The 25503-nt window shown below is 60.5% G+C and carries 23 protein-coding genes and 3 pseudogenes; 14 read left to right on the forward strand and 12 right to left on the reverse strand.

The genetic code is table 11. The features are described 5' to 3' along the window. The first annotated feature begins 32 nt into the window (after positions 1–32). Positions 33–932: a LysR family transcriptional regulator gene (locus tag ACX3YD_RS28815; RefSeq protein WP_458961665.1), complete on the forward strand. Its 900-nt coding sequence runs from the start codon at positions 33–35 to the stop codon at positions 930–932. Between the two features lie 138 nt (positions 933–1070). Here ACX3YD_RS28815 and fabI read toward each other — a convergent pair whose 3' ends face one another. From fabI to gloB, 8 genes are all read right to left on the reverse strand, one after another. Further along, entirely contained in the window at positions 1071–1865 is a 795-nt protein-coding gene (fabI, locus tag ACX3YD_RS28820; protein WP_020799278.1) for an enoyl-ACP reductase FabI, read from the reverse strand. A gap of 21 nt (positions 1866–1886) precedes the next feature. After that, a complete protein-coding gene (locus ACX3YD_RS28825) occupies positions 1887–3497 on the reverse strand; it encodes an ABC transporter ATP-binding protein (RefSeq protein WP_103405629.1) in 1611 nt (536 codons plus the stop codon). A gap of 1 nt (position 3498) precedes the next feature. Beyond that, a complete protein-coding gene (locus tag ACX3YD_RS28830) occupies positions 3499–4518 on the reverse strand; it encodes an ABC transporter permease (protein ID WP_047528312.1) in 1020 nt (339 codons plus the stop codon). Between the two features lies 1 nt (position 4519). Continuing rightward, complete coding sequence (locus ACX3YD_RS28835) at positions 4520–5593, reverse strand: microcin C ABC transporter permease YejB (RefSeq protein ID WP_047528314.1); 1074 nt, start codon at positions 5591–5593, stop codon at positions 4520–4522. Positions 5594–5597: 4 nt separating this feature from the next. Further along, a complete protein-coding gene (locus tag ACX3YD_RS28840) occupies positions 5598–7439 on the reverse strand; it encodes an extracellular solute-binding protein (protein ID WP_458961666.1) in 1842 nt (613 codons plus the stop codon). Then, positions 7436–9268 carry an extracellular solute-binding protein gene (locus ACX3YD_RS28845; protein WP_458961667.1) on the reverse strand — a complete coding sequence of 611 codons (1833 nt, stop codon included), beginning with the start codon at positions 9266–9268 and terminating at the stop codon, positions 7436–7438. Before ACX3YD_RS28845 ends, ACX3YD_RS28840 begins: the two co-directional genes overlap by 4 nt. Before the next feature lie 249 nt (positions 9269–9517). Then, a complete protein-coding gene (locus ACX3YD_RS28850; protein ID WP_103405632.1) occupies positions 9518–10966 on the reverse strand; it encodes a transglycosylase SLT domain-containing protein in 1449 nt (482 codons plus the stop codon). A gap of 99 nt (positions 10967–11065) precedes the next feature. Continuing rightward, complete coding sequence (gene gloB / locus ACX3YD_RS28855; protein WP_458961668.1) at positions 11066–11833, reverse strand: hydroxyacylglutathione hydrolase; 768 nt, start codon at positions 11831–11833, stop codon at positions 11066–11068. Positions 11834–11898: 65 nt separating this feature from the next. On the opposite strand from gloB, the gene ACX3YD_RS28860 reads away from it, so the two are divergent. The 4 genes and pseudogenes from ACX3YD_RS28860 to ACX3YD_RS28875 all read left to right on the forward strand — a co-directional run. Next, a complete protein-coding gene (locus ACX3YD_RS28860) occupies positions 11899–12657 on the forward strand; it encodes a class I SAM-dependent methyltransferase (protein ID WP_047528323.1) in 759 nt (252 codons plus the stop codon). Positions 12658–12749: 92 nt separating this feature from the next. Further along, positions 12750–13202, forward strand: coding sequence for a ribonuclease HI (rnhA, locus tag ACX3YD_RS28865; RefSeq protein ID WP_047528325.1), 453 nt, complete (start codon positions 12750–12752; stop codon positions 13200–13202). A gap of 126 nt (positions 13203–13328) precedes the next feature. Continuing rightward, entirely contained in the window at positions 13329–14087 is a 759-nt protein-coding gene (gene dnaQ / locus ACX3YD_RS28870; protein WP_458961669.1) for a DNA polymerase III subunit epsilon, read from the forward strand. Positions 14088–14204: 117 nt separating this feature from the next. Then, positions 14205–14846: pseudogene (locus ACX3YD_RS28875) on the forward strand (Orn/Lys/Arg decarboxylase N-terminal domain-containing protein); the annotation flags it as partial. Positions 14847–14875: 29 nt separating this feature from the next. Here ACX3YD_RS28875 and ACX3YD_RS28880 read toward each other — a convergent pair. Beyond that, a pseudogene (locus ACX3YD_RS28880) lies at positions 14876–15241 on the reverse strand (lysine decarboxylase); the annotation flags it as partial. Between the two features lie 4 nt (positions 15242–15245). On the opposite strand from ACX3YD_RS28880, the pseudogene ACX3YD_RS28885 reads away from it, so the two are divergent. After that, positions 15246–16460, forward strand: a pseudogene (locus ACX3YD_RS28885) (Orn/Lys/Arg family decarboxylase); the annotation flags it as partial. Positions 16461–16474: 14 nt separating this feature from the next. Further along, the gene (locus tag ACX3YD_RS28890; RefSeq protein ID WP_103405636.1) at positions 16475–17089 is read left to right on the forward strand and encodes a GNAT family N-acetyltransferase; all 615 of its coding nucleotides are present in this window, start codon (positions 16475–16477) and stop codon (positions 17087–17089) included. On the opposite strand, the gene ACX3YD_RS28895 is transcribed toward ACX3YD_RS28890, so the two are convergent. Continuing rightward, positions 17055–17948: a LysR substrate-binding domain-containing protein gene (locus ACX3YD_RS28895; protein WP_458961670.1), complete on the reverse strand. Its 894-nt coding sequence runs from the start codon at positions 17946–17948 to the stop codon at positions 17055–17057. The genes ACX3YD_RS28890 and ACX3YD_RS28895 overlap by 35 nt on opposite strands. Before the next feature lie 89 nt (positions 17949–18037). Continuing rightward, complete coding sequence (locus ACX3YD_RS28900) at positions 18038–18274, reverse strand: hypothetical protein (protein WP_103405638.1); 237 nt, start codon at positions 18272–18274, stop codon at positions 18038–18040. Positions 18275–18456: 182 nt separating this feature from the next. On the opposite strand from ACX3YD_RS28900, the gene ACX3YD_RS28905 reads away from it, so the two are divergent. Both ACX3YD_RS28905 and ACX3YD_RS28910 read left to right on the forward strand, forming a co-directional pair. Continuing rightward, positions 18457–19017, forward strand: coding sequence for an NADPH-dependent FMN reductase (locus tag ACX3YD_RS28905; RefSeq protein WP_047528337.1), 561 nt, complete (start codon positions 18457–18459; stop codon positions 19015–19017). Between the two features lie 175 nt (positions 19018–19192). Beyond that, complete coding sequence (locus ACX3YD_RS28910) at positions 19193–20476, forward strand: arsenic transporter (protein WP_458961671.1); 1284 nt, start codon at positions 19193–19195, stop codon at positions 20474–20476. A 108-nt stretch (positions 20477–20584) separates the two neighbouring features. On the opposite strand, the gene ACX3YD_RS28915 is transcribed toward ACX3YD_RS28910, so the two are convergent. Beyond that, the gene (locus tag ACX3YD_RS28915; RefSeq protein ID WP_458961672.1) at positions 20585–21535 is read right to left on the reverse strand and encodes a DUF1853 family protein; all 951 of its coding nucleotides are present in this window, start codon (positions 21533–21535) and stop codon (positions 20585–20587) included. A 115-nt stretch (positions 21536–21650) separates the two neighbouring features. Here ACX3YD_RS28915 and ACX3YD_RS28920 point away from each other — a divergent pair, with 115 nt between their 5' ends. The 5 genes from ACX3YD_RS28920 to ACX3YD_RS28940 are packed head-to-tail and all read left to right on the forward strand — an operon-like array spanning position 21651 to position 25499. Then, complete coding sequence (locus ACX3YD_RS28920; RefSeq protein WP_047528343.1) at positions 21651–22541, forward strand: NAD(+) kinase; 891 nt, start codon at positions 21651–21653, stop codon at positions 22539–22541. Continuing rightward, positions 22541–23512, forward strand: coding sequence for a metallophosphoesterase (locus ACX3YD_RS28925; RefSeq protein WP_458961673.1), 972 nt, complete (start codon positions 22541–22543; stop codon positions 23510–23512). The genes ACX3YD_RS28920 and ACX3YD_RS28925 overlap by 1 nt, the downstream gene beginning before the upstream one ends. After that, positions 23509–24378: a rhomboid family intramembrane serine protease gene (locus ACX3YD_RS28930; protein ID WP_090469256.1), complete on the forward strand. Its 870-nt coding sequence runs from the start codon at positions 23509–23511 to the stop codon at positions 24376–24378. Before ACX3YD_RS28925 ends, ACX3YD_RS28930 begins: the two co-directional genes overlap by 4 nt. A gap of 33 nt (positions 24379–24411) precedes the next feature. After that, positions 24412–24672 (forward strand): YeaC family protein, encoded by a 261-nt coding sequence (locus tag ACX3YD_RS28935; RefSeq protein ID WP_103405642.1) that lies wholly within the window; start codon positions 24412–24414, stop codon positions 24670–24672. Beyond that, entirely contained in the window at positions 24669–25499 is an 831-nt protein-coding gene (locus tag ACX3YD_RS28940; RefSeq protein WP_090469259.1) for a DUF2797 domain-containing protein, read from the forward strand. The genes ACX3YD_RS28935 and ACX3YD_RS28940 overlap by 4 nt, the downstream gene beginning before the upstream one ends. The last annotated feature ends 4 nt before the right edge of the window (positions 25500–25503 follow it).

Here is a 25503-nt window from a genome sequence, read left to right on the forward strand (position 1 = left end):
AGCTCAAATTATTTCGATCAATCGGGGGCCCTATGCTGCGGGAACTGAAAACCTTTATCGCGGTGACCCGTTACGGCACGTTTGCGGCGGCGGGCATGCACATTGGCCTGACGCAGTCGGCCGTCAGTGCGCAGATGCGCAACCTGGAACAGGCCCTCGGGATTCGCTTGTTCGATCGCACTGGACGTCAGGCATTGCTCAATGCGGCGGGGCAGCGCGCGTTGCCCATGGCCCGGGAGATCCTGGACACCTTCAGCCGCATGGCAGTCAGCGACGATGTCAGCGAATACCGTGGCGAGCTGAAAATCGGTGCGGTGGCCACGGCCCAGACCGGATTGCTGCCCCAGGCCCTGCTGCGTTTGCGTCAGCAGGCGCCATTGCTGGAGCCAAAACTGGTGCCGGGGGTATCGCTCAATCTGTTGAGTCAGGTGGACACCGGCGAAGTCGATCTGGCGATCCTGATCAAGCCACCGTTCGACCTGCCCAAGGAACTGTCGGCGCAAGTGATTCGCCGCGAGCCGTTTGTATTGATCGTCCCGGCGGAGCTCGAAGGCGACGAGCCACTGCAACTGCTCGCCGATCACCCCCATGTACGCTACGACCGCAACTCGTTTGGTGGACGCCTGGTGACCCGGTTTCTGCGTGAACAGCAAATTGATGTGCAAGTGGCGCTGGAGCTGGATGAACTGGAAGCCATCGTCAAGATGGTCGAATGCGGGTTGGGGGTTTCGTTACTGCCCGAAGCCGGGTTGTGGCTGGAGCATGGGGCGAAGGTCAGGGTGATTCGTCTGGGCGAGTTGACGTTTTATCGGGAGATTGTGCTGTTGCAGCGCTATAGCCAGCGGACCCAGCCAATTCACCGGTTGTTTGCAGACTGCCTCATGCACAACCCCTGTAGGAGCGAGCCTGCTCGCGATGGTCGTAAACGATGATGCGTTTTGTCAGGAAGAAACGCGGTGTTCTGAAGTTCAACGCGAGCAGGCTCGCTCCTACAAAGGGCGTGCCGTCCCGACATCGCAGGTAAAAAAAACCCGCCTGAAGCGGCGGGTTTTTTATCGGCTAACCGAAGATCACTCTTCGAGGTTGCCCATGGCGGTGGTGTTGAAGCCACCGTCCACGTACATGATTTCACCGCTGATGCCGGACGCCAGGTCCGAGCACAGGAAGGCGCCGGCGTTGCCGACTTCTTCGATGGTGACGTTGCGACGCAGCGGGGTTTGCGCTTCGTTGGCGGCCAGCATCTTGCGGAAGTTCTTGATGCCGGAAGCGGCGAGGGTACGGATCGGGCCAGCCGATACGCAGTTGACGCGGGTGCCGTCCGGGCCCAGGGAACCGGCCAGGTAACGTACGCCGGCTTCCAGGGAAGCCTTGGCCATGCCCATGACGTTGTAGTTAGGCATGGTGCGCTCGGCGCCCAGGTATGACAGGGTCAGCAGGCTGCCGTTGCGGCCTTTCATCATTTCACGACCAGCCTTGGCCAGGGCCACGAAGCTGTAGGCGCTGATGTCGTGAGCGATGCGGAAACCTTCACGGGTGGTGGCTTCGGTGAAGTCGCCGTCCAGTTGGTCGCCCGGGGCGAAGCCGACGGAGTGCACGATGCAGTCCAGGCCGTCCCACTTCTTGCTCAGCTCTTCGAAGACCTTGGCGATTTCCGCATCGCTGGCCACGTCGCACGGGAAGCACAGCTCAGGGCTCGAACCCCAGCCTTGTGCGAACTCTTCGACACGACCTTTCAGTTTGTCGTTCTGATAAGTGAAGGCAAGCTCAGCGCCCTCGCGATGCATGGCGGCAGCGATGCCGGATGCGATGGACAGCTTGCTGGCGACACCGACGATCAGTACGCGCTTACCGGCGAGAAAACCCATGTGTTGCTCCTCTCTTTCAGGTTATTGCGCAGTGGCTGGAGCCAGGAAAGCGGCTTCGAGCAACTGCTGTGTATACGGATGTTGGGGGGCGGCAAAAATGCTTTGCGCGTCTCCCTGTTCGACCACTTGGCCATGCTTGACCACCATCAACTGGTGGCTCAGCGCTTTGACGACAGCCAGGTCATGGCTGATAAACAGATACGTCAGGTTGTACTTGCTTTGCAGTGAACGCAAAAGCTCCACCACTTGGCGTTGCACGGTGCGGTCGAGGGCCGAAGTCGGCTCGTCCAGCAGAATCAACGCCGGTTTTAGCACTAATGCCCGGGCAATGGCGATTCTCTGCCGTTGCCCACCGGAAAATTCGTGGGGGTAGCGGTGCCGGGTTTCCGGGTCCAGTCCTACCTCCTTGAGTGCCGCAATGATCGCTTGTTCCTGTTCCGCCTCGGTGCCCATCTTGTGGATCCGCAGGCCTTCGCCGACGATCTGGCTCACGCACATCCGCGGGCTCAGGCTGCCGAAAGGGTCCTGGAACACCACCTGCATTTCCCTGCGCAACGGCCGCACCTGTTGTTGCGTCAGGCAGTCTAGCTGCTTGCCTTCAAAACGGATGGTGCCTTTGCTGCCGATCAACCGCAGGATCGCCAGACCCAACGTCGACTTGCCGGAACCGCTCTCTCCCACGATCCCCAGGGTCTGACCCTGAGGCAGGCTGAAATTGATGCCGTCCACTGCCTTGACGTAATCCACCGTCTTTTTCAGCAAACCTTTCTTGATCGGGAACCAGACTTTCAAGTCCTTGACCGTCAGCAATGGCGGGCCAACCACATTGGTCGCCGGCGTACCGCTGGGCTCCGCTGCCAGCAGGATCCGGGTGTACGGATGCTGCGGCGCGCGGAACAATTCTTCGCACGATGCCTGTTCGACGATGCAACCGCGCTGCATGACACATACGCGATGCGCAATTCTTTTGACCAGGTTCAAATCGTGGCTGATCAGCAGCAATGCCATGCCCAGGCGGGTCTGTAGTTCCTTGAGCAATTCGAGGATTTTCAGCTGAACGGTCACGTCCAGCGCGGTGGTCGGCTCGTCGGCAATCAGCAGTTCCGGCTCGTTGGCCAGGGCCATGGCGATCATCACTCGCTGGCGCTGACCGCCGGACAACTCATGGGGCAAGGCCTTGAGGCGCTTGTGCGGCTCGGGGATGCCGACCATTTCCAGCAACTCCAGGGTGCGCCTGGTCGCGACTTTTCCCACCAGCCCCTTGTGGATGCCCAATACCTCGTTGATCTGCTTCTCGATCGAGTGCAGCGGGTTGAGCGAGGTCATCGGCTCCTGAAAGATCATTGCGATCCGGTTGCCGCGGATGTGGCGGATGGTTTTCTCTTTCAGGCTCAGCAGATCTTGCCCGGAATAGGCAATGGTGCCCGACGGATGCCGGGCGAGCGGGTAGGGCAGAAGGCGCAGGATCGAGTGGGCGGTCACCGATTTGCCGGAGCCGCTTTCGCCCACCAGGGCCAGGGTTTCACCGCGCTTGATGTCGAAACTGACCCCTTCGACCACACGCTGGCAGTGGTCGCCGACGACAAACTCGACGGCGAGGTCGCGCACTTCGATCAGATTGTCCTGATTCATTTCACTTCCTCGGGTCGAAGGCGTCGCGAGCGGACTCGCCGATAAACACCAGCAAACTCAACATCAACGCCAACACCGCAAACGCGCTCATGCCGAGCCACGGTGCTTGCAGGTTGGATTTGCCCTGGGCCACCAGTTCACCCAGGGAAGGACTGCCCGCCGGCAGGCCGAAGCCGAGGAAATCCAGGGCGGTGAGGGTGCCGATGGCACCGGTCAGGATGAACGGCATGAAGGTCATGGTCGAGACCATGGCGTTGGGCAGGATGTGGCGGAACATGATCGCCCCATTCTGCATGCCCAGCGCCCGGGCCGCGCGTACGTATTCCAGGTTGCGCCCCCGCAGGAATTCGGCGCGCACCACGTCGACCAGGCTCATCCAGGAAAACAACAGCATGATGCCCAGCAGCCACCAGAAATTGGGCTGGACGAAACTGGCCAGGATGATCAGCAGATAGAGCACCGGCAACCCGGACCAGATTTCCAGGAACCGCTGCCCGGCCAGATCGATCCAGCCACCGTAGAAACCCTGCAGGGCACCGGCGATGACGCCAATGATCGAGCTGAACAGGGTCAGTGTCAGGGCGAACAACACCGAAATGCGGAAGCCGTAGATCACCCGGGCCAATACGTCACGGCCCTGGTCATCGGTGCCGAGGAGGTTATCGCTCGAGGGCGGCGCCGGTGCCGGGACTTTCAGGTCGTAGTTGATGCTCTGGTAGCTGTAGGGAATCGGTGCCCACAGCACCCAGGCGTCCTTGGCCTTGAGCAGTTCGCGGATGTACGGGCTCTTGTAGTTGGCTTCCAGCGGGAATTCGCCGCCGAAGGTGGTTTCCGGGTAGCGCTTGAGTGCCGGGAAGTACCAGTTGTTGTCGTAATGCACCACCAGGGGTTTGTCGTTGGCAATCAGTTCGGCGCCGAGGCTGGCGCCGAACAGGATCAGAAACAGCCACAGCGACCACCAGCCACGCTTGTTGGCCTTGAACAGTTCGAAGCGACGGCGATTGAGAGGGGACAGGTTCATCTCAATGCTCCCGGCTTTCGAAGTCGATGCGCGGATCGACAAAGGTGTAGGTGAGGTCGCCGATCAGTTTCACCACCAGCCCCAGCAGGGTGAAGATGAACAGGGTGCCGAAAACCACCGGGTAATCGCGGTTGATTGCCGCTTCGAAACTCATCAGGCCGAGGCCATCGAGGGAGAAGATCACTTCGACCAGCAGCGAACCGGTGAAGAAGATACCGATGAACGCCGACGGGAACCCGGCGATCACCAGCAGCATGGCGTTGCGGAACACATGGCCGTAGAGCACGCGATGATTGGTCAGGCCCTTGGCCTTGGCGGTGACCACGTATTGCTTGTTGATTTCGTCGAGGAAGCTGTTTTTGGTCAGCAGGGTCATGGTCGCGAAGTTGCCGATCACCAGCGCGGTCACTGGCAGCGCCAGGTGCCAGAAGTAATCGAGCACCTTGCCGCCCATGCTCAGTTCATCGAAGTTGTTCGACGTCAGCCCGCGTAACGGGAACCAGTCCAGATAACTGCCACCGGCAAACACCACGATCAGCAGGATGGCGAACAGGAACGCCGGGATGGCGTAGCCGACGATGATCGCCGAACTGGTCCAGACATCGAAGTGACTGCCGTGCCGCGTGGCCTTGGCGATCCCCAGCGGGATCGACACCAGGTACATGATCAGCGTGCTCCACAGCCCGAGGGAAATCGACACGGGCATCTTTTCCTTGATCAGGTCGATGACCTTGGCGTCGCGGAAGAAACTGTCACCGAAATCCAGGGACGCATAGTTCTTGACCATGATCCACAAGCGTTCCGGCGCCGACTTGTCGAAGCCGTACATGTGCTCGATTTCCTTGACCAGCGCCGGGTCCAGGCCTTGGGCGCCGCGATAGGCCGAGCCGGCTACCGAGACTTCGGCACCGCCACCGGCGATGCGGCTGGTGGCGCCTTCGAAACCTTCGAGTTTGGCGATCATCTGTTCTACCGGCCCGCCGGGGGCGGCCTGGATGATCACGAAGTTGATCAGCAAAATGCCGAACAAGGTCGGAATGATCAGCAGCAGTCGCCGAAAAATATACGCCAGCATCTGATTACTCCGTGCCCGCAGGGTCGGCTTGCAATTTGGTTTCGATCTCTATGGCCGGTTTGGCATCGGGCTTGACCCACCAAGTGGCGGTGCCGATGTCATATTTGGGCGAGACCTTGGGATGGCCGATGTGGTTCCAGTAGGCCACGCGCCAGGTTTTGATGTGCCAGTTGGGAACCACGTAATAGCCCCATTGCAGCACCCGGTCCAGTGCGCGGGCATGGGCCACCAGGCTTTTGCGCGAATCGGCGTTGATCAATTGTTCCACCAGTTGGTCCACCACCGGGTCCTTGAGGCCCATGGAGTTGCGGCTGCCCGGTTTGTCGGCGGCAGCGCTCATCCAGAACTCGCGCTGTTCGTTGCCCGGCGAGTTGGACTGCGGGAAGCTGCCGACGATCATGTCGAAGTCCCGCGAGCGCACGCGGTTGACGTACTGCGAGACGTCGACCCGGCGGATCACCAGGTCGATGCCCAGGTCGCTCAGGTTGCGCTTGAACGGCAGCAGCACCCGCTCGAATTCGGTCTGGGCCAGCAGGAACTCGATCGTCACCGGTTTACCGGTGGCGTCGACCATTTTGTCGTCGACGATGCGCCAGCCGGCCTCTTGCAGCAGTTGATAGGCCTTGCGCTGCTGGGCACGGATCATGCCGCTGCCATCGGTGACCGGGTTCTGGAAGGCTTCGCTGAACACCTGTTCGGGAATCTTGCCGCGGAACGGTTCGAGGATTGCCAGTTGATCGGCGTCCGGCAGGCCGGTGGCGGCCATTTCCGAGTTTTCGAAGTAGCTGCGGGTTCGCGCGTAGGCGCCGTTGAACAATTGCTTGTTGGTCCATTCGAAATCCAGCAACAGTGTCAGGGCCTGACGCACGCGCACATCCTGGAACTTCGGGCGACGCAGGTTGAACACGAAGCCTTGCATGCCGGTGGGGTTGCCGTTGGGGATTTGCTCCTTGATCAATCGGCCCTCGGTGACCGCCGGGATGTTGTAGGCGTTGGCCCAGTTCTTGGCGGTCATCTCCAGCCAGTAATCGAACTGCCCGGCCTTGAGCGCCTCCAGCGCGACGGTGTTGTCGCGATAGTAATCGGTGGTCATCACGTCGAAATTGTAGAAACCACGATTGGCCGGAAGGTCCTTGCCCCAGTAATCCTTGACCCGCTCATAGCGCACCGAACGCCCGGCCTTCACTTCGCTGACCCGATAGGGGCCGCTGCCCAGGGGAATTTCCAGGTTGCCCTTGTTGAAGTCGCGGGTCGCCCACCAATGCTTGGGCAGTACCGGCAACTGGCCGAGGATCAGCGGCAGTTCTCGGTTGTTGCCGTGCTTGAACTTGAACAGCACCGTGAGCGGGTCCTCGGCGACCACTTCGTCAACGTCGCTGTAATAGCCACGGTACATCGGGGCGCCATCCTTGATCAGGGTCTGGAAGCTGAACACCACATCTTCGGCGCGTATCGGATGACCATCGTGGAATCGCGCTTGCGGGCGCAGGTAGAAACGCACCCAGGTGTTGTCCGGGGCTTTTTCGATTTTGCCGGCGACCAGGCCGTATTCGGTGAACGGTTCATCCAGGCCCTGTTTGGCCAGCGTGTCGTAGATCAGCGTGATGTCTTCGGCGGCCACCCCTTTGCTGATGAACGGGTTGAGGCTGTCGAAGCCGCCAAACCCGGCCTGGCGGAATTTTCCGCCCTTGGGGGCATCCGGGTTGACGTAATCGAAGTGTTTGAAATCGGCCGGGTATTTCGGCGGCTCGTTGTACAGGGTCAGGGCATGCTGCGGGGCGGCGCAGGCCAGCCCGGCGAACAACAGGGCGCTGGCCTGCAGGAGCAGGGCGCTTACAGGTTTCATTGATCTTTCTCCGAAGATTTCAGCCACCACGCGCTCAGGCCCAGGGTGTAGGGCGGCGTGGTGACGAAAGCCAACCGGTTGCGGTAGGCCAGACGGTGATAATTGAGGTACCAGTTGGGAATGCTGTAGTGCTGCCAGAGCAGTACCCGATCCAGGGCCCTGCCGGCGGCCACTTGTTCATCGCGACTCTTTGCTGCGAGCAGTTGTTCGAGCAGGTGGTCGACCACCGGGTTGGCGATGCCGGCGTAATTCTTGCTGCCCTTGACCCCGACCTGGCTGGAATGAAAGTACTGCCATTGCTCCAGGCCCGGGCTTAGGGTCTGGTTGAGCGTCATCAGGATCATGTCGAAATCGAACTGGTCGAGGCGCTGTTTGTACTGCGCACGATCGACCGTGCGCAGCCGGGCGTCGACGCCGATGCTGGCGAGGTTCTCGACGTAAGGCTGGAGGATGCGCTCCAGATTTGGATTGACCAGCAGGATCTCCAGGCGCAAGGGTTGTCCGGCGGCGTTTTGCAGGCGCTGGCCGTTGAGCTTCCAGCCGGCTTCGGCGAGCAGCCCCAGGGCTTTGCGCAGGGTTTCCCGAGGGATGCCGGCGCCTTGGGTCTGCGGCAGGCTGAAGGGCTCGGTGAAGAGCTTCGCGGGCAACTGCTCGCGCCAGGGTTTGAGCATCAGCCATTCATGTCCGACCGGCAGGCCGGTGGCGGAGAACTCGCTGTTGGGGTAGTAACTCATGGCGCGCCTGTAGGCACCGCTGAACAGCGTGCGGTTGGTCCACTCGAAGTCGAACATCAGCCCCAGCGCTTCACGAACCTTCACGTCGGAGAACGTCGGCCGGCGGCTGTTCATGAACAGACCCTGGCTCTGGGTCGGGATCTGGTGCGGGATCTGCGCCTTGATCACGTCACCGCGGCGTATCGCCGGGAAGTTGTAGCCGGTGTCCCAGTTCTTCGCCTGGTGCTCGATGTAAATGTCGAACTCGCCGGCCTTGAACGCTTCGAACGCGACATCGCTGTCCCGGTAGAACTCGACCTCCATGCGGTCGACATTGTATTTGCCGCGATTGACTGCCAGATCCTTGCCCCAGTAGTCCTTGACCCGCTCGAAAACGATCTGTCGTCCCGGCGTCACCGACGTGATGCGGTACGGTCCGCTGCCCAGTGGTGGTTCGAAGGTGGTGGCCTTGAAGTCCCGACCCTTCCAGTAGTGCTGCGGCAGTACCGGCAACTCGCCCAGTCGCAAGATCAGCAGCGGATTGCCGGCGCGTTTGAAGACGAACCGTATGCGCCGTGGATTGAGAATGTCGACCCTCAACACTTCCTGGAGGCTGGTGCGGTACAGCGGATGGCCTTCCTTGAGCAGTAAACGGTAGGAAAACGCGACGTCATGGGCGGTGATGGGGGTGCCGTCGTGGAAACGCGCCTCGGGGCGCAGGTTGAACACCACCCAGCTGCGGTCCTCGTTGTACTCCACCGACTGGGCAATCAGGCCGTAACTGGAGGCGGGTTCGTCGCCGGACGGTGCGTACTGACCTGTGCCGACCATCAGCGGCTCATTGAGTTCGTTGATGCCGTATTGCAGGAAATTCGGCGTGGTCACCGGGCTGGTGCCCTTGAAGGTGTAAGGGTTGAGCGTATCGAAGGTGCCAAACGCCATCACCCGCAACGTACCGCCCTTGGGCGCTTGCGGGTTGACCCAGTCGAAGTGGGTAAATCTGGCCGGGTACTTGAGCGTGCCGAACTGCGCATAACCATGGCTTTCGCTGATCGTCGCGCTTGCGGTGGAGCTCAAGGCCAGGCAGATCAGGAGCGAGAGGAGGGGATGCTTCAAATAGGGAATCCGATCCGGGCGGCTTGGGCTTTGTGGACCGTACAGTAACAGCTTGTATGAACAGGAAAAAGACAGGGGTTTAAAGCAGATCTGATCCGTTGCAGGGGCCGGGCTTGCTGGCGATGGTTGGGGAGATTACGCGTAAAACGGGAAGCGCGGCGGCGCTCTCTGGTTTTTCGCGAGCAGGCTCGCTCCTGCGGGGTGAAAAAATCGCGGGCAAAAAAAGCCCCTGAATTCAGGGGCTCGTTTTTAATGCGGATTGGCAACGGTCAGCATCTGACCCGGTTTCAACGCCTGGCCGACGCGCGGGTTCCAGCGCTTGAGGTGCTGCATTTCAACATTGAAGCGCTTGGCCACGATGTACAGCGAGTCGCCTTGCTGAACCTTGTATTGGGATTGTGGCTTCCTGGTCTCGCCCTTGGTCTTGGCATTGGCCGCGACCACGGTGTTGATGCGTCCGGAACCGCGTTTGCTGGTGTCCTGAAGAACCAGGGTCTGGCCTGGTTTGAGGTTCTTGCCACTCAGCTTGTTCCAGCGCTGCAGGTCTTTGGTGTCGACGTTGTTGGCCTTGGCGATGGAGCCCAGGTTATCGCCACGCTTGACCCGGTAGTTGCGTTTGGCGCTCGCCACCTGGATGTCATCAGCGCCCTCGAAAACCGGTTTGCGCGATTTCTTGCTGATCAACTCTTCAGGACGCATGGTCTGCAGGCTGGTGGTCAGCAGCTGCGCCTTGGAGGTCGGCACCAACAGATGCTGGGGGCCGTCGAGGGTGGTGCGCTGCTTGAACGCCGGATTGAGCTGGAACAGTTCGTCTTCGTCGATGTTGGCGACTTCGGCGACCTTGGACAGGTCCATGCGCTGGTTGATTTCGACGACTTTGAAATAGGGTTCGTTGGCGATCGGGTTTAGGTTCACGCCGTAGGCCTCTGGCGCCAGCACCACTTGCGAGAGGGCCAGCAGTTTCGGCACATACGCCTGGGTCTCGGCAGGCAGCGGCAGGTTCCAGTAGTCGGTAGGCAGGCCGAGTCTTTCATTGCGCTCGATGGCCCGGCTGACCGTGCCTTCGCCTGCGTTATACGCGGCAAGGGCCAGCAGCCAGTCACCGTTGAACATGTCGTGCAGGCGAGTCAGGTAATCCATCGCGGCGGTGGTCGAGGCGGTGATGTCGCGACGGCCATCATAAAAGCGGGTTTGACGCAGGTTGTAGTAACGCCCGGTGGAAGGGATGAATTGCCAAAGGCCCACCGCGTCGGATCGGGAGTAGGCCATCGGGTTGTAGGCGCTTTCGATCACCGGCAACAGCGCCAGCTCCAGCGGCATGTTGCGCTCTTCAAGACGTTCGATGATGTAGTGAATGTAGAGGCTGCCGCGTTCGCCGGCATTTTCGAGAAAAGACGGGTTGCTGGCAAACCACAGGCGTTGCTGCTCGATGCGCGGGTTGACGCCCAGGCCATCCTGCAACTGGAAGCCCTGGCGCATGCGTTCCCAGACGTCCTGCGGAATCTGCGGGCTCGGCTTTTCGCTGAGCCAGACGGGCTTCTGCTTGGCGCGTGCGGCAATATTCGGAGTGTGTGCCGCATCGGTTTGCGGCACATGGCTGGAACAGCCGGCCAAGGTCGCTGACACAGCCACCGCGATGGCTTGAGCCAGGCGGGTCAATGCGTCCGAATTGATGGCTTTACGAATAGATGACGACATTGGCTGGAAGTAAGTTCCGGGCAAAAATGTCGGGGGATTCTAGAAAGCGCACCTCCAACGGTCAACCACTCATGGTTTTTGCACCATCGTACAGGTGGCTCAGAACGTGTCTTTCCAGCTTCTTAGCGCAGCAAAAACCATATCGGGCGCAGAGTTATCGGTGCCGGTCCGTTCGTCCACTTTTTCTTTAACGGATGTTACGGCGGTACGCAAAAACGGGTTTGTACGTTTTTCCAGGGCCACCGTGGAAGGCAGTGTGATGACGCCCGCTTCCCGTTGGCGGGTAACGGTGGCGAGGCGTTCCAGCGTATCGGGATTGCCGGGCTCGACCGCCGCTGCGAAACGCAGGTTGCTCAGCGTATATTCGTGAGTGCAGTACACCAGCGTGTTTTCGGGAAGGGCCGCGAGGCGCGACAGCGAGGTGTACATTTGCAGGGGCGTCCCCTCGAACAGGCGTCCGCAACCGGCCGCAAACAGGGTATCTCCGCAAAACAGCAGGCCGCGATGATAATAGGCAATGTGGCCCAGGGTATGGCCGGGCACGGCGATGACGTCGAAGTCATGGCCCAGTACATTGATGCGGTCGTTGTCCTTGAGGGCCACGTCCCGCGCCGGAATGTTTTCACTGGCCGGGCCGTAGACGGTGGCGTCCGTCGCTTTTTTCAGCTGTTCAACGCCGCCGACATGGTCATGATGGTGATGAGTGATCAGAATATCGCTCAACACCCAGTGCGGATTGGCTGCAAGCCAGGCCTGCACGGGGGCGGCATCGCCGGGGTCGACCACCGCGCAGCGCCGGGTGTCGGGATCTTGTAACAACCAGATGTAGTTGTCGGTAAAGGCGGGCAGGGCAGTGATCTGTATCATCGTCGGATTCGCCAATTGGAAAGCAATGGCGCATCTTAGAGCTTCCTGGCGCGTTGGAGAATGCAATGACGGATAAAGCGTTCGCTCAGGCTGATCCTGACTGGCTGGCATTGATCAGCGCGGCCCGTGACTGGCTGTCCGGCCCCATCGGGCAGTTTTTGCTGGATGAAGAACGGCGCATGCTCGAAGAAGAGCTGGGTCGCTTTTTCGGCGGTTATCTGGTGCATTACGGCCCATCTGCCCAGACACCACCGTCGGCACCGCAGGTGCAGCGCAATGTCCGTCTGGGCGCGCCGTTGCCAGGGGTTGAGATTGTCTGCGAAGAGCAAGCGTGGCCGTTGAGCGAACATGCCGCCGACGTGGTGGTCATGCAGCATGGCCTGGACTTCTGCCTGTCGCCCCACGGACTGCTGCGCGAAGCGGCGAGCAGCGTGCGGCCTGGCGGGCACCTGTTGATCATCGGGATCAATCCCTGGAGCAGTTGGGGCCTGCGTCATGTGTTCGCTCATGATGCGTTGCGCAAGGCCCGCTGCATTTCCCCGTCGCGGGTCGCCGACTGGCTGAATCTGCTGGGCTTCGCGCTGGAGAAACGCCGCTTCGGGTGCTATCGTCCGCCGCTCGCGTCACCCGCCTGGCAGACCCGTCTGGCCGGCTGGGAGCGCATGGCCGGTCGCTGGCAGTTGTCTGGCGGTGGCTTCTATTTATTGGTGGCGCGCAAGATAGTGGTCGGCCTGCGACCCTTGCGTCAGGAGCGCCGCGAACCGATGGGCAAGTTGATTCCATTGCCTATGGCCAAGGTTAACCGTCGTCATATCGAACCGTAATTCACCTTGTATTTCCTGGCCGGGGTTGCCCCCGGTCTCGGGCGTTGTCGATCAACGATCGGCGAGCCACCGCATTTTCTGGATAGATTGGCATGAGCGATAGCGTAGAACTCTTCACTGACGGCGCCTGTAAAGGCAACCCTGGCCCTGGCGGCTGGGGCGCATTACTGGTGTGCAAGGGTGTTGAAAAGGAACTCTGGGGCGGCGAAACCAACACCACCAACAACCGCATGGAGCTGATGGGCGCGATTCGTGGCCTCGAAGAACTCAAGCGTCCCTGTGATGTGCTGCTGGTGACCGACTCGCAGTACGTGATGAAGGGCATCAACGAGTGGATGGCCAACTGGAAAAAGCGCGGCTGGAAAACCGCTGCGAAAGAACCGGTCAAGAACGCTGACCTATGGAAGATGCTCGACGAGCAGGTCAACCGTCACAACGTCACCTGGAAATGGGTGCGCGGGCACATCGGCCACCATGGCAACGAGCGGGCCGACCAACTGGCCAACCGTGGCGTGGATGAAGTGCGCGGGTTCAAGCAGGCCTGATTTCCGGGGCGTCGCTATCGCGAGATAGCTCGCGATGGGGGGCAACACGGCGTACCTGAAAGACCTTGGCGAGCGTGTTAACATCGCCGTTTTTGCACGATTGACCGATTGAGAGCTGAGCATCAGATGGCCACCAGATCCGTTGTACTCGATACCGAAACCACCGGCATGCCGGTGACCGACGGCCACCGGATTATCGAAATCGGTTGTGTCGAGTTGATCGGTCGTCGCCTGACCGGTCGGCATTTCCACGTCTACCTGCAACCGGATCGCGAAAGTGATGAAGGCGCCATCGGCGTCCACGGCATCACCAACGAGTTTCTGGTGGGCAAGCCGCGTTTCGCCGAAGTAGCCGAAGAATTCTTCGAGTTCATCAAGGGCGCGCAGCTGATCATCCATAACGCCGCGTTCGACGTTGGCTTCATCAACAATGAATTCGCCCTGATGGGTCAGCACGACCGTGCGGACATCACGCAGCACTGCTCGATCCTCGACACCCTGCTCATGGCCCGGGAGCGTCACCCGGGGCAGCGCAACAGCCTCGATGCCTTGTGCAAACGCTACGGCGTCGACAACTCCGGCCGTGAACTGCACGGCGCCTTGCTCGACTCCGAGATTCTCGCCGACGTTTACCTGACCATGACCGGCGGCCAGACCAGCCTGTCGCTGGCCGGCAATGCGTCCGATGGCAATGGCTCCGGCGAAGGCGCGGACAACTCCGCCACGGAAATCCGCCGTCTGCCCGCCGACCGCCAGCCGACACGTATCATTCGCGCCAGCGAAGACGATATGGCCCGGCACGTGGCACGCATGGAAGCCATTGCCAAGTCGGCAGGTGCGCCGGCGCTGTGGGTGCAGTTGGCCGAGGCTGAAGTTCAGGTCTAGGTTGTTTCTTTATGCCGGTGACCCGTTTTGGGGCGTCGCACTCGCTACATCCGCTGCAACCCTCTACCCTGAGGTTATTGGCAGGCTCTGTTCTGCCGCCTCAGGACACTGAGTCCCATGTATAAAGATTTGAAATTCCCGGTATTGATTGTCCATCGCGACATCAAGGCCGACACCGTTGCCGGTGACCGTGTGCGGGGCATTGCCCGGGAGCTTGAGCAAGAAGGCTTCAGCATTGTCTCGGCCGTGGACTACACCGAAGGGCGTTTGGTGGCTTCGACTCATCACGGTCTCTCGTGCATGTTGATCGCCGCCGAAGACGCCAGCGCTCGCTCGCATTTGTTACAGAATATGGCCGAGTTGATCGGGCTGGCGCGAGTGCGCGCGCCGGACCTGCCTATCTTCGCCCTGGGCGAGCAAGTCACCCTGGAAAACGCCCCCGCGGACGCCATGGCCGAGCTCAATCAATTGCGCGGGATTCTTTATCTGTTCGAAGACACCGTGCCTTTTCTCGCCCGTCAGGTGGCGCGGGCGGCGCGCAAATACCTCGATGGCTTGCTGCCGCCCTTTTTCAAGGCGCTGGTGCAGCACACGGCAGACTCCAACTATTCCTGGCACACGCCTGGGCATGGTGGTGGCGTGGCCTACCACAAGAGCCCCGTGGGTCAGGCGTTTCACCAGTTTTTCGGGGAAAACACCCTGCGTTCGGATTTGTCGGTGTCGGTGCCGGAGCCCAATTGCTGCTTGATCAGCTCGGCGTTGTAGCACAGGCCGTCATAGGTCGAATTGGTGACCACCGCGAGTTTGACCCTGGGCGCCCGCCCCTTGGTCAAGGGACTGGCGTCGATCTTCGCCTGGATCGATTCGCGACTGAACTCACTCAACGGAATCGGACCGATGATCCCCAGCTCATTGCGCTCCGGGCACAGGTACAGCGGGATCGCGCCCGTCATGATGATCGAATGCAGGACCGACTTGTGACAGTTGCGATCGACCAGCACCAGGTCATCGCGCGCGACCATGGAGTGCCAGACGATCTTGTTCGCGGTCGACGTCCCGTTGATGACGAAAAAAGTGTGATCGGCGCCGAAGTTGCGCGCCGCCCGGGCTTCTGCTTCTGCCAGCGGCCCGGTGTGATCCAGCAGCGACCCCAGCTCCGGCGTCGAGGTGCTGCATTTCGATGAGGCCTGGTACGCCTATGCGGCGTTCCACGAGTTTTTCGCCGGGCGTTACGGCATGGGCACTTCACGCAGTGAAAACGGCCCGCTGGTGTTCACCACCCATTCCACCCACAAGTTGCTGGCAGCGTTCAGCCAGGCATCAATGATTCATGTGCAGGACGGTGGCGCGCGGCAGCTCGATCGCGATCGCTTCAACGAAGCGTTCATGATGCACATCTCGACGTCGCCGCAGTACGGCATCATCGCTTCGCTGGACGTCGCTTCGGCGATGATGGAAGGGCCTGCCGGACGTTCGCTGTTGCAGGAAATGTTCGACGAGGCCCTGAGTTTTCGCCGGGCGCTGGCCAACCTGCGCCAGCACATCGCCGCCGATGACTGGTGGTTTTCCATCTGGCAACCGCCTTCGGTGGAAGGTATCGACCGGGTTGTCACACAAGACTGGCTGCTGCAACCGGAGGACGACTGGCACGGCTTTGGCGGTGTGACCGACGATTACGTATTGCTCGATCCGATCAAGGTCACCCTGGTGATGCCGGGTTTGACCGCCGGCGGCGCCCTCAGCGAGCGCGGGATTCCGGCGGCGGTGGTCAGCAAGTTCTTGTGGGAGCGCGGGCTGGTGGTGGAGAAGACCGGGCTGTATTCGTTCCTGGTGCTGTTCTCCATGGGCATCACCAAGGGCAAGTGGAGCACGCTGCTCACCGAGCTACTGGAATTCAAGCGCAGCTACGACGCCAACGTCAGTCTGGCCAACTGCCTGCCGTGCGTGGCGCAGGAGAATGTTGCGCGTTATCAGGGCATGGGCCTGCGTGACCTGTGCGATCAATTGCACGCCTGTTATCGCAGCAATGCCACGGCCAGGCATCTCAAGCGCATGTACACCGTTCTGCCGGAAATCGCCATGAAGCCGGCTGACGCCTATGATCAATTGGTGCGTGGCGAAGTTGAAGCGGTGTCGATCGATGCTCTGGACGGGCGTATCGCTGCCGTGATGTTGGTGCCATACCCACCCGGGATTCCGTTGATCATGCCCGGCGAGCGTTTTACCGAGTCGACCCGCTCGATCATCGATTACCTGAAGTTTGCTCGCACGTTCGACAGCAGCTTTCCCGGGTTTGTCGCCGATGTGCACGGCTTGCAACACGAAGATGAGGGCAATGGACGGCACTACACCGTCGATTGCATCAAGGAATGAGGACCTTTCCCAGTATGCAACCGGTCATAAACCCGATTTACCCAGGGCTGTCGGTGCGAGTCGCCGACGAAGCTTTTGCCGCCTATATCTGGGGCAGTGATTTCAGTTTTGAAGTCACCGCCTATGGCACCCCCGAAATAGGCCAGCCAGTGGAGCAATGGGCGATCACGCCGATCACGCCCTATCGCAAGTGCTATGGCATTGACCCCGAGGAGTTCAGCAGTTATCGCGACGCCGTCGACAGTGCGATTTTCATGGCGTACCTGGATGACGAGCCGGTCGGACATATAGTGGTCAGCACTAACTGGAATGGCTTTGCCCATATCGACGAACTGGCGGTGCATGCGCCCGCCCGGCGCCATGGTGTGGCCAAGGCGCTGCTGGATGTGGCGCAGTTCTGGAGTCGCAAGAAGAAGCTGCCAGGCATCATGCTGGAAACCCAGAACAACAATCTGGGAGCCTGTCGTCTCTATGAGCGCTGCGGTTACGTGATTGGCGGCATCGATCACCTGCGCTATCGGGGCATCGATCCCAACACCGCCGAGGTGGCGCTGTTCTGGTATCGATTGTTCGATAATCCGCTGGAAAATCCGCTCAGTTCGCGAGCATCGCCGCGGCTTGTTCCGTGATGATCGCTAACAGGGTCTGAATGGCGGGCGAGGGCGCGTCGTTTTTAAGGCTCAGGGCGTAGAGACTGACCGGCACTGCGGGCGCCAGGGGGCAGGCATCGAGTCCGGCCGATTTGGCGCCGAGCGCGGTGAAGGGGTCGACGATGGCCAGGCCTTCACCGGCCTCGACCATGCTGCGCATCATCTGGTGAGTCTGTACCCGTGTGTGGATCACAGGTGCCGGGCGCAGTGCATGCAGTTTGTTTTCCAGCGCCGGGCTGAGCGGGTCATGCCCTTCGAGGCCGACCATTGCCTGGCCCGCCAGATCCTGCAGGGAAATGTACTTCTGCCTGGGTTGCAGCCAGCCGTGGGGGGCGAGCAGTTGCAGCTTGCCTTGGGCAATCACCTGGCATTCAATCTCGGCGCGATCGGGATCATGCAGGCTCAAGCCCAGATCGCTTTCGTGCAACAGCAGGCTTCGGACGATGTCGCGGGTCGGTTGGCTGAGCAGGGTGCAGGGTGCGTCAGGCAGGCGTCGGCGCAAAGCCGCAATGCTTTGGGGCAGCAGTTGCTGGGCCAGGGGAGGCGTACAAATGATACGTAAGGGTGGGGCCTGGTATTGCCTGAGGCTGTTGGCCAGGCGTTGGACCGGTTCAAGCGCATCGTAGACGCGGGCCATTTCGACTTGAAGCTCCCGCGCCTCCCGCGTGGCTTGCAGGCGCCCGCGTACACTGGAGAACAGCATGAAGCCCAGTTGATCCTCGGCGTCGCGCAATATGCGCTCGACTTCGGTCACCGGCAACTGCAGCCATTCGGCGGCGGTGCCCAGGTGACCGGTCTGCAGGAGCGCCTGGATCACTTCGATATGGCGTAAGCGCATGCGTGAAGTCCATGTTCAGCAGGGTGAGGAAGCCAGTGACTGAATCCTAACCCAAGTCTGCGCCTATGACTCCTGCTCATAACGTCGAGTTATGAAGCGGTGCTGGTTACCGGTTCGCGGGTAATGGTGACGCCCGACTGCACCAATAGAAATTCATTTTCATCCAGCTTGTTCACGCGATCGCCAATAGCCAGTTTGTACGTGGTGACAGGCGCCGCGCTTGCCAGACCGTCTGCCGGCGGGGTGGATTCCTGGAACTCATGTACGGAATAAATGCGGCCTTCCGCGTCTCTTGCATGGAACTGACCGACGAGTACTGCTGCCATCTGCTTAGAACCTCTGGAGATAAATCACTCAATGTGCGGTGGAGTAGACCGTCACTGAGCACGGTAAGTTTTCCTGCGTATAAAAAATAATCAGAACGCAGATATACCTGTGTTCACTGGTTGAATCGTCATCTGATCAACTATAACTTCAGGTTCCTCCCACGGATAAGCGAGAGTCTTCCATGAGCAATGTCTATACCGTCGCCGTAGTGGTCGGCAGCCTGCGAAAAGAATCGATCAACCGCAAGGTCGCCCTCGCACTGGCAGACCTGGCGCCGGCCAATCTCAAGCTGAACATTGTCGAAATCGGTGACCTGCCGCTCTACAACGAAGACATCGATGGTGCTACACCGCCGGCAGCCTACAGTAGTTTCCGACAACAAGTGAGTTCATCCGACGCAGTGCTGTTCGTTACGCCGGAATACAACCGTTCGGTGCCGGCACCGATGAAGAATGCAATCGATGTCGGTTCGCGTCCCTATGGCAAGAGTGCCTGGAGCGGCAAACCGGGGGCGGTGATCAGTGTTTCGCCCGGCGCGATCGGCGGATTCGGCGCCAACCATCACTTGCGTCAGTCCATGGTGTTTCTCAACGTGCCGTTGATGCAGCAGCCGGAAGCCTACCTGGGCGGTGCCGGTTCGGCGTTCGACGAGGCGGGCAAACTGTCGGAGTCGGTCAAGCCGTTCCTGCAGAGCTTCATCAATGCCTATGGTCAGTGGGTGGAGCAGCACAAGAAAGTCTGAGGTCGTTCGCGTCCCGAGGGAGTTTGCCTGTGACAGAGGGGGCAGGCTTCCCTTGACAGGCATGTTCCCTGTCACGCAAGCACAACAGTATTGAGTCTATCGTCGCCGTTGCCACGCACGGCGGCTCTACTTCAGAATCCCTGCCGGTCCGCCCCCTCGCTCAAGGCTGTTTCGCATGCTCGCCGCTTCATTGATTTTTCTCCTGACCATTACCCTCGTGATCTGGCAGCCCAAAGGCCTTGGTGTCGGCTGGAGCGCGGTGCTGGGTGCCGTGCTGGCGCTGATTTTCGGCGTGGTGCATCTGAGTGACATTCCGCTGGTGTGGCAGATCATCTGGAACGCCACTGGTACCTTTGTCGCGCTGATCATCATCAGCCTGTTGCTGGACGAAGCCGGGCTGTTTGCCTGGGCGGCGTTGCATGTGGCCCGCTGGGGACGGGGCAATGGGCGAAAGTTGTTTGCCTATATGGTGCTGCTCGGGGCACTGGTGTCGGCGCTGTTCGCCAATGACGGCGCGGCGCTGATACTGACGCCCATCGTGATTTCAATGCTCCTGGCCTTGCGTTTCTCGCCCACGGCAACCCTGGCGTTTGTCATGGGGGCCGGTTTCATTGCCGATACCGCGAGCCTGCCATTGGTGGTGTCGAACCTGGTGAACATCGTTTCCGCGGACTTCTTCAAGATTGGTTTCAACCGCTATGCGGCGGTGATGATTCCGGTCAACCTGGTCAGCGTTGCCGTGACCCTTGCGGTGCTGATGTGGTTTTTCCGGCGCGACATTCCCCGGGATTACGACCCCGAACAACTGGAGCACCCGGCGTCCGCCATCCACGACAAGGCAACGTTCTATGCTGGTTGGGCGGTGCTGGTGATTCTGTTGCTCGGTTGTTTTGCACTGGAACCGCTGGGCATTCCGATCAGTGCGATCTCGGCGGTGTGCGCCGCGTTGCTGCTGGCCATCGCTGCGCGCGGGCACAAGATTTCCACGCGCAAGGTCATGAAGGAAGCCCCATGGCACATCGTGATTTTTTCGCTGGGCATGTATTTGGTGGTCTATGGCCTGCGTAACGCCGGGCTTACCGGGTATCTGGCGGGCTGGCTGGACATTTTCGCCGGATACGGCGTCTGGGGCGCGGCGCTGGGCACGGGGGTGCTGACGGCGTTGTTGTCATCGATCATGAATAACCTGCCGACGGTGTTGATTGGCCTGCTGTCCATTGATGCGAGTCAGGCGACGGGGGTGGTGAAAGAAGCGATGATCTACGCCAACGTTATTGGCAGCGATCTGGGCCCGAAAATCACCCCGATTGGCAGTCTGGCGACACTTTTGTGGTTGCATGTGCTGGAGCGCAAGAACATCCGGATTGGCTGGGGGTATTACTTCAAGGTCGGGATCGTGTTGACCGTGCCGGTGTTGCTGGTGACCTTGGCGGCGCTGGCGGTGCGGTTGTCCGTTTAAATCGGCTCGCCGCAATCGCGAGCAGGCTCGCTCCCACAGGGGAATGCATTTCAAGGTGGGAGCGAGCTTGCTCGCGATAGGGCCACTACAGTTGTCATAAAATCCGGATTAACCCTGTCCCGGCACATCCGGCCAAAGATCCGCCACCAGAAACAATCGTTCGGCTTCCTCCCAGTCGCCCTGGGCGTTTTTCACCAGTCGCACCAGCAACTGCGCCGGGGCCAGCGGCTCCAGATCGCTCAGCCACGCGTCCAACTGCTCGGCGCTCCATGTCTGCTCGGCCGGGTAGTGCGCAGGCGCCAGCCATGCATGGCGGGGCAGGGGTTGCCAGCGGCCAGGCGGACTCTGGGCCGCGAATTCGGCCCAGTCCTTTTGGTGCAGCCAGCGACCACGCAAATGCTGCGGATGCGCACCCCTGGGGGGTGTGGCTTTCCCCGGCCAGGGATAAAGCAAATAACCGCCCAGCCACAAATGAGCGCTGAACTCGCGGATATCCAGCGCCTCCAGCACTTCGCGGCTTTCCGGACGCGCGGAAATCGGCAACTGATGCTGGCAAAGGTGCGCCAGTTTGCGGTCCAGTCGATCATGGCAGCCGGGGCCGAGCCATTGGGCGGCATCGTGGCCGTCGCCGTTTTGCGGCCCCAGGTACAGCTTGATCGCCAGCTCCAGGTGATGCACGCCGTCGCGATCACGCAGCAGCATGTCCAGCTCGCCAAGGGTGTGGCCTTCGCGACGGATTGGCATGTTGGCGGCAATCAACTCGATGCCGGGCGCGTGCTGTATGGCAAATTGCCAGAGACGCTCGTAGTAAAGGCCCAGGCGCCGGGTGCGGGCCTGGGCCAGCCAATGCAGCAAGCCATAACTGTCCCGGTCCAGTTGTCGCAGCCAGTGTTGCAGGCGTTCCGGCGCCTGTACCCAGTCACTGCCGGCCAGCGGATGGCGCTGCGGCCACGGGGTGTCGCTGAGCATCGGCGGCGCCAGGATGACCCACGCCAGGTCGCGCACTTCGGGGTGGCGCAACTGATGGGGTAACTGCAATAAATCTGGAAATAGGATCATCTTGCGAGCATAGCCCGAAACCGGAAGCTACCTTGAGGCTGAAAGGATTTTGTCTATCCGCGGCTTTCGCCCATAATCGTGCTTTTCGCCGTCGCTGCCCTTCCTTAGGAGCCCCATGGAGCAATTTCGCAATATCGGCATCATCGGTCGCCTGGGCAGTTCTCAGGTGCTGGATACCGTCCGCCGACTGAAACGCTTTCTGCTCGATCGTCACCTGCACGTGATTCTCGAAGACACCATCGCCGAAGTCCTGCCGGGCCATGGCCTGCAGACCTCGTCGCGCAAGATGCTCGGCGAAGTCTGTGACATGGTGATTGTGGTGGGTGGGGATGGCAGCCTGCTGGGCGCGGCTCGTGCGCTGGCCAGGCACAATATTCCGGTACTGGGCATCAACCGGGGCAGTCTGGGTTTCCTGACTGACATTCGCCCCGATGAGCTGGAAATCAAGGTCGCCGAAGTGCTCGACGGCCACTATCTGGTGGAAAACCGCTTCCTGTTACAAGCCGAAGTCCGGCGCCACGCCGAGGCCATCGGTCAGGGCGACGCGCTCAATGACGTGGTGCTGCACCCCGGCAAATCCACACGGATGATCGAATTCGAGCTGTACATTGATGGCCAGTTCGTCTGCAGCCAGAAGGCCGACGGCCTGATCGTTGCCACGCCGACGGGGTCGACGGCCTATGCGCTTTCCGCGGGTGGCCCGATCATGCACCCCAAGCTCGACGCTATTGTGATTGTGCCGATGTACCCCCATACCCTGTCAGGCAGGCCAATCGTGGTCGATGGCAACAGTGAGCTGAAAATCGTCGTGTCCAAGGATATGCAGATTTACCCGCAAGTCTCGTGCGACGGGCAGAACCACTTTACCTGTGCGCCCGGCGACACCATCACCGTCAGCAAGAAAGCCCAGAAGCTGCGGCTGATTCACCCGCTCGACCACAACTATTATGAAGTCTGCCGAACCAAACTCGGCTGGGGCAGCAAGTTGGGGGGTGGAGGCGACTGATGCTCGATCCCGCGCGTAGCTACGACCTGATCGGTGACGTGCATGGTTGCACTCTGACCCTGGAGCACTTGCTCGACCGACTGGGTTACCACAAACAAGCCGGCGTCTGGCGCCACGCTTCGCGCATGGCGGTGTTCGTCGGTGACATCATCGACCGCGGCCCGCGGATTCGCGAGGCGCTGCACATCGTCCACGACATGGTCGAGGCCGGGCAGGCGCTGTGCATCATGGGCAACCATGAGTTCAACGCGTTGGGCTGGTGCACGCCGGCACTCCCTGGCAGCGGCAAGCAGTTCGTGCGCGAACACACTCCGCGCCATGCCCGGTTGCTCCAGGAAACCCTGACCCAGTTCGAGCATCATCCGGCGGACTGGCATGACTTTCAGCAATGGTTCTATGAACTGCCGTTGTTCGTCGATGCCGGGCGTTTCCGGGTGGTGCATGCCTGTTGGGACGCGAGTTTGATCGAACCGTTGCGGGCGCTGTTCCCCAATGGTTGCGTCGATGAGCACTTCCTTCAGGCGTCGGCCATGCCGGGCAGCTTCGCCTGCACCGTGTTCGACCGATTGCTGCGCGGCACCGACATGCGTTTGCCCCATGGTCTGACCATGACCAGCGGCGATGGCCTGACACGCTCGTTCTTCCGTACCAAGTTCTGGGAAGACGATCCGCAAACCTACGGAGACATCGTGTTCCAGCCTGACGCCTTGCCCGACCCGGTGGCCCGCACGCCACTGACGTCAACCGAGAAAAACAACTTGCTGCGCTATGGCATCGACGAACCGTTGCTGTTCGTCGGTCATTACTGGCGCAGCGGCAAACCGGCACCGATTCGTCCGAACCTCGCGTGCCTGGATTACAGCGCCGTGCTCTACGGCAAACTCGTCGCCTATCGCCTGGACCAGGAAACTCGTCTTGATCCGCATAAGTTCGTCTGGGTCGACGTCGAGCGCCCGGAGGCACTGCAATGACGAATGTCGCTGTATTGCGACTGCCGCTGGCGGTGGATTTGAGCGGGTTCGTCAAGTTGCTGCAACGCATGCAGGTACCGCATCGGGTCAGTGAGGAGTCGGGCGAGCAGGTGTTGTGGGTGCCGGCGAACATCAGTGAAGACGTCCGGGTGTTGTACGAACGCTATCCGGCGGGTGACCCCGATGAGCAACTGGCCATCCCGGTGGCCCGAACGGTTCGCCGGCCGAGTTTCGCCTCGCAGCTTCGGCATGCAAAAGGCACGGCGCTGATACTGCTGCTCAGCCTGCTCGTCGGTGTCGTGACCTTGCTGGGCGATAACCTTGCCACCATGCGCTGGCTGACCTTCCTCGATTATCACGTCGTCGGTGAGTACATCCACTTCGTGCCATTGGCCGACAGCCTGGCGGCGGGGCAGTGGTGGCGCCTGGTGACGCCGATGCTGATCCATTTCGGCATCCTGCACCTGGCCATGAATGGCATGTGGTACTGGGAGCTGGGGCGGCGCATCGAATCGCGTCAGGGCACTGTCAATTTGATCGGGCTGACCTTGCTGTTCAGCCTCGTGTCCAATTTTTCCCAGTTCGTATTCGGTGGCCCGACCCTGTTTGGGGGGTTGTCCGGGGTGCTGTACGGCCTGCTCGGGCATTGCTGGATTTTCCAGATATTGTCGCCAAACGCCGCCTATCGCCTGCCCCGCGGGGTGCTGGTGATGATGCTGGTGTGGCTGCTGCTGTGCCTGTCCGGGCTGGTCTCGATGATCGGCTTTGGTGAAATCGCCAACGCGGCCCACGTCGGCGGGTTGCTCGTCGGATGCCTGACCGGTTTGTTGGGTGGTTTGTACAACCGCCGTAAACTGGCCGCCTGAAACAGTTATGTAAATAGAGAGCGCGGAGACCCAATGTCCTCTTTTAACGAAATGATCAAAAACATCACCCCGGAGATCTACCAGAGCCTGAAACTGGCGGTGGAAATCGGTAAATGGTCCGACGGTGGCAAGCTCACCGCCGAGCAGCGCGAGCTGTCGCTGCAAGCGATGATCGCCTGGGAAATCAAGAACCTGCCTGAAGAAGAGCGTACCGGCTACATGGGGCCGCAGGAGTGCAGCTCCAAATCGATTCAAGTGCCCAATATCCTGTTCAAGTCGGATGCCATCCATTGATCGAGATTGGCCGCGGTGCAATCAGTAAAATGTCGGCGCGCCTGGACGGGCCGAACGTGCAATACGCATTTCGTCTGGGCGACGTCGAGGTACCGGTCAACCCCTTGATCGGCACCACGGTTCGCCTGGAATACCTGGGGGCGATCCACTGCACCCATTGCGGACGCAAGACCAAAACCAGTTTCAGCCAGGGCTACTGCTACCCCTGCATGACCAAACTGGCCCAGTGTGACGTGTGCATCATGAGCCCGGAGCGCTGCCATTACGACGCCGGCACTTGCCGTGAGCCGCAGTGGGGCGAGCAGTTCTGCATGACCGATCACATCGTGTACCTGTCGAACTCTTCCGGAGTGAAAGTCGGGATCACCCGTGCCACCCAACTGCCGACCCGCTGGATCGACCAGGGCGCCAGCCAGGCCTTGCCGATCATGCGCGTGTCGACCCGCCAGCAATCGGGCTTTGTCGAGGACCTGTTCCGCAGTCAGGTGGCGGACAAGACCAACTGGCGCGCGCTGCTCAAGGGTGATGCGGTGCCGGTGAACCTGGCAGAAGTTCGCGACCAGTTGTTCGACAGCTGCGCCGAGGGGCTGCAAGGCTTGCAGCAGCGGTTCGGCCTGCAGGCGATTCAGACCGTCGCCGATGTCGAGCCGCTCGAAATCCGCTACCCGGTCGAGCAGTATCCGGCCAAGATCGTCAGCTTTAACCTGGACAAGCAGCCCATTGCCGAAGGCACGCTGATGGGGATCAAGGGCCAGTACCTGATCTTCGACACCGGCGTGATCAACATTCGTAAATACACGGCTTATCAGCTCGCCGTGCATCAGTAAGGAC

The organism is Pseudomonas fluorescens group sp. PF-1, assembly GCF_054481335.1.

Coding starts and splice junctions, on each gene's coding strand:
- ACX3YD_RS28815 (WP_458961665.1), top strand. CDS start 33: ATGCTGCGGGAACTGAAAACCTTTATCGCGGTGACCCGTTACGGCACG.
- fabI (WP_020799278.1), bottom strand. CDS start 1,865: ATGGGTTTTCTCGCCGGTAAGCGCGTACTGATCGTCGGTGTCGCCAGC.
- ACX3YD_RS28825 (WP_103405629.1), bottom strand. CDS start 3,497: ATGAATCAGGACAATCTGATCGAAGTGCGCGACCTCGCCGTCGAGTTT.
- ACX3YD_RS28830 (WP_047528312.1), bottom strand. CDS start 4,518: ATGAACCTGTCCCCTCTCAATCGCCGTCGCTTCGAACTGTTCAAGGCC.
- ACX3YD_RS28835 (WP_047528314.1), bottom strand. CDS start 5,593: ATGCTGGCGTATATTTTTCGGCGACTGCTGCTGATCATTCCGACCTTG.
- ACX3YD_RS28840 (WP_458961666.1), bottom strand. CDS start 7,439: ATGAAACCTGTAAGCGCCCTGCTCCTGCAGGCCAGCGCCCTGTTGTTC.
- ACX3YD_RS28850 (WP_103405632.1), bottom strand. CDS start 10,966: ATGTCGTCATCTATTCGTAAAGCCATCAATTCGGACGCATTGACCCGC.
- gloB (WP_458961668.1), bottom strand. CDS start 11,833: ATGATACAGATCACTGCCCTGCCCGCCTTTACCGACAACTACATCTGG.
- ACX3YD_RS28860 (WP_047528323.1), top strand. CDS start 11,899: ATGACGGATAAAGCGTTCGCTCAGGCTGATCCTGACTGGCTGGCATTG.
- rnhA (WP_047528325.1), top strand. CDS start 12,750: ATGAGCGATAGCGTAGAACTCTTCACTGACGGCGCCTGTAAAGGCAAC.
- dnaQ (WP_458961669.1), top strand. CDS start 13,329: ATGGCCACCAGATCCGTTGTACTCGATACCGAAACCACCGGCATGCCG.
- ACX3YD_RS28890 (WP_103405636.1), top strand. CDS start 16,475: ATGCAACCGGTCATAAACCCGATTTACCCAGGGCTGTCGGTGCGAGTC.
- ACX3YD_RS28895 (WP_458961670.1), bottom strand. CDS start 17,948: ATGCGCTTACGCCATATCGAAGTGATCCAGGCGCTCCTGCAGACCGGT.
- ACX3YD_RS28900 (WP_103405638.1), bottom strand. CDS start 18,274: ATGGCAGCAGTACTCGTCGGTCAGTTCCATGCAAGAGACGCGGAAGGC.
- ACX3YD_RS28905 (WP_047528337.1), top strand. CDS start 18,457: ATGAGCAATGTCTATACCGTCGCCGTAGTGGTCGGCAGCCTGCGAAAA.
- ACX3YD_RS28910 (WP_458961671.1), top strand. CDS start 19,193: ATGCTCGCCGCTTCATTGATTTTTCTCCTGACCATTACCCTCGTGATC.
- ACX3YD_RS28915 (WP_458961672.1), bottom strand. CDS start 21,535: ATGATCCTATTTCCAGATTTATTGCAGTTACCCCATCAGTTGCGCCAC.
- ACX3YD_RS28920 (WP_047528343.1), top strand. CDS start 21,651: ATGGAGCAATTTCGCAATATCGGCATCATCGGTCGCCTGGGCAGTTCT.
- ACX3YD_RS28925 (WP_458961673.1), top strand. CDS start 22,541: ATGCTCGATCCCGCGCGTAGCTACGACCTGATCGGTGACGTGCATGGT.
- ACX3YD_RS28930 (WP_090469256.1), top strand. CDS start 23,509: ATGACGAATGTCGCTGTATTGCGACTGCCGCTGGCGGTGGATTTGAGC.
- ACX3YD_RS28935 (WP_103405642.1), top strand. CDS start 24,412: ATGTCCTCTTTTAACGAAATGATCAAAAACATCACCCCGGAGATCTAC.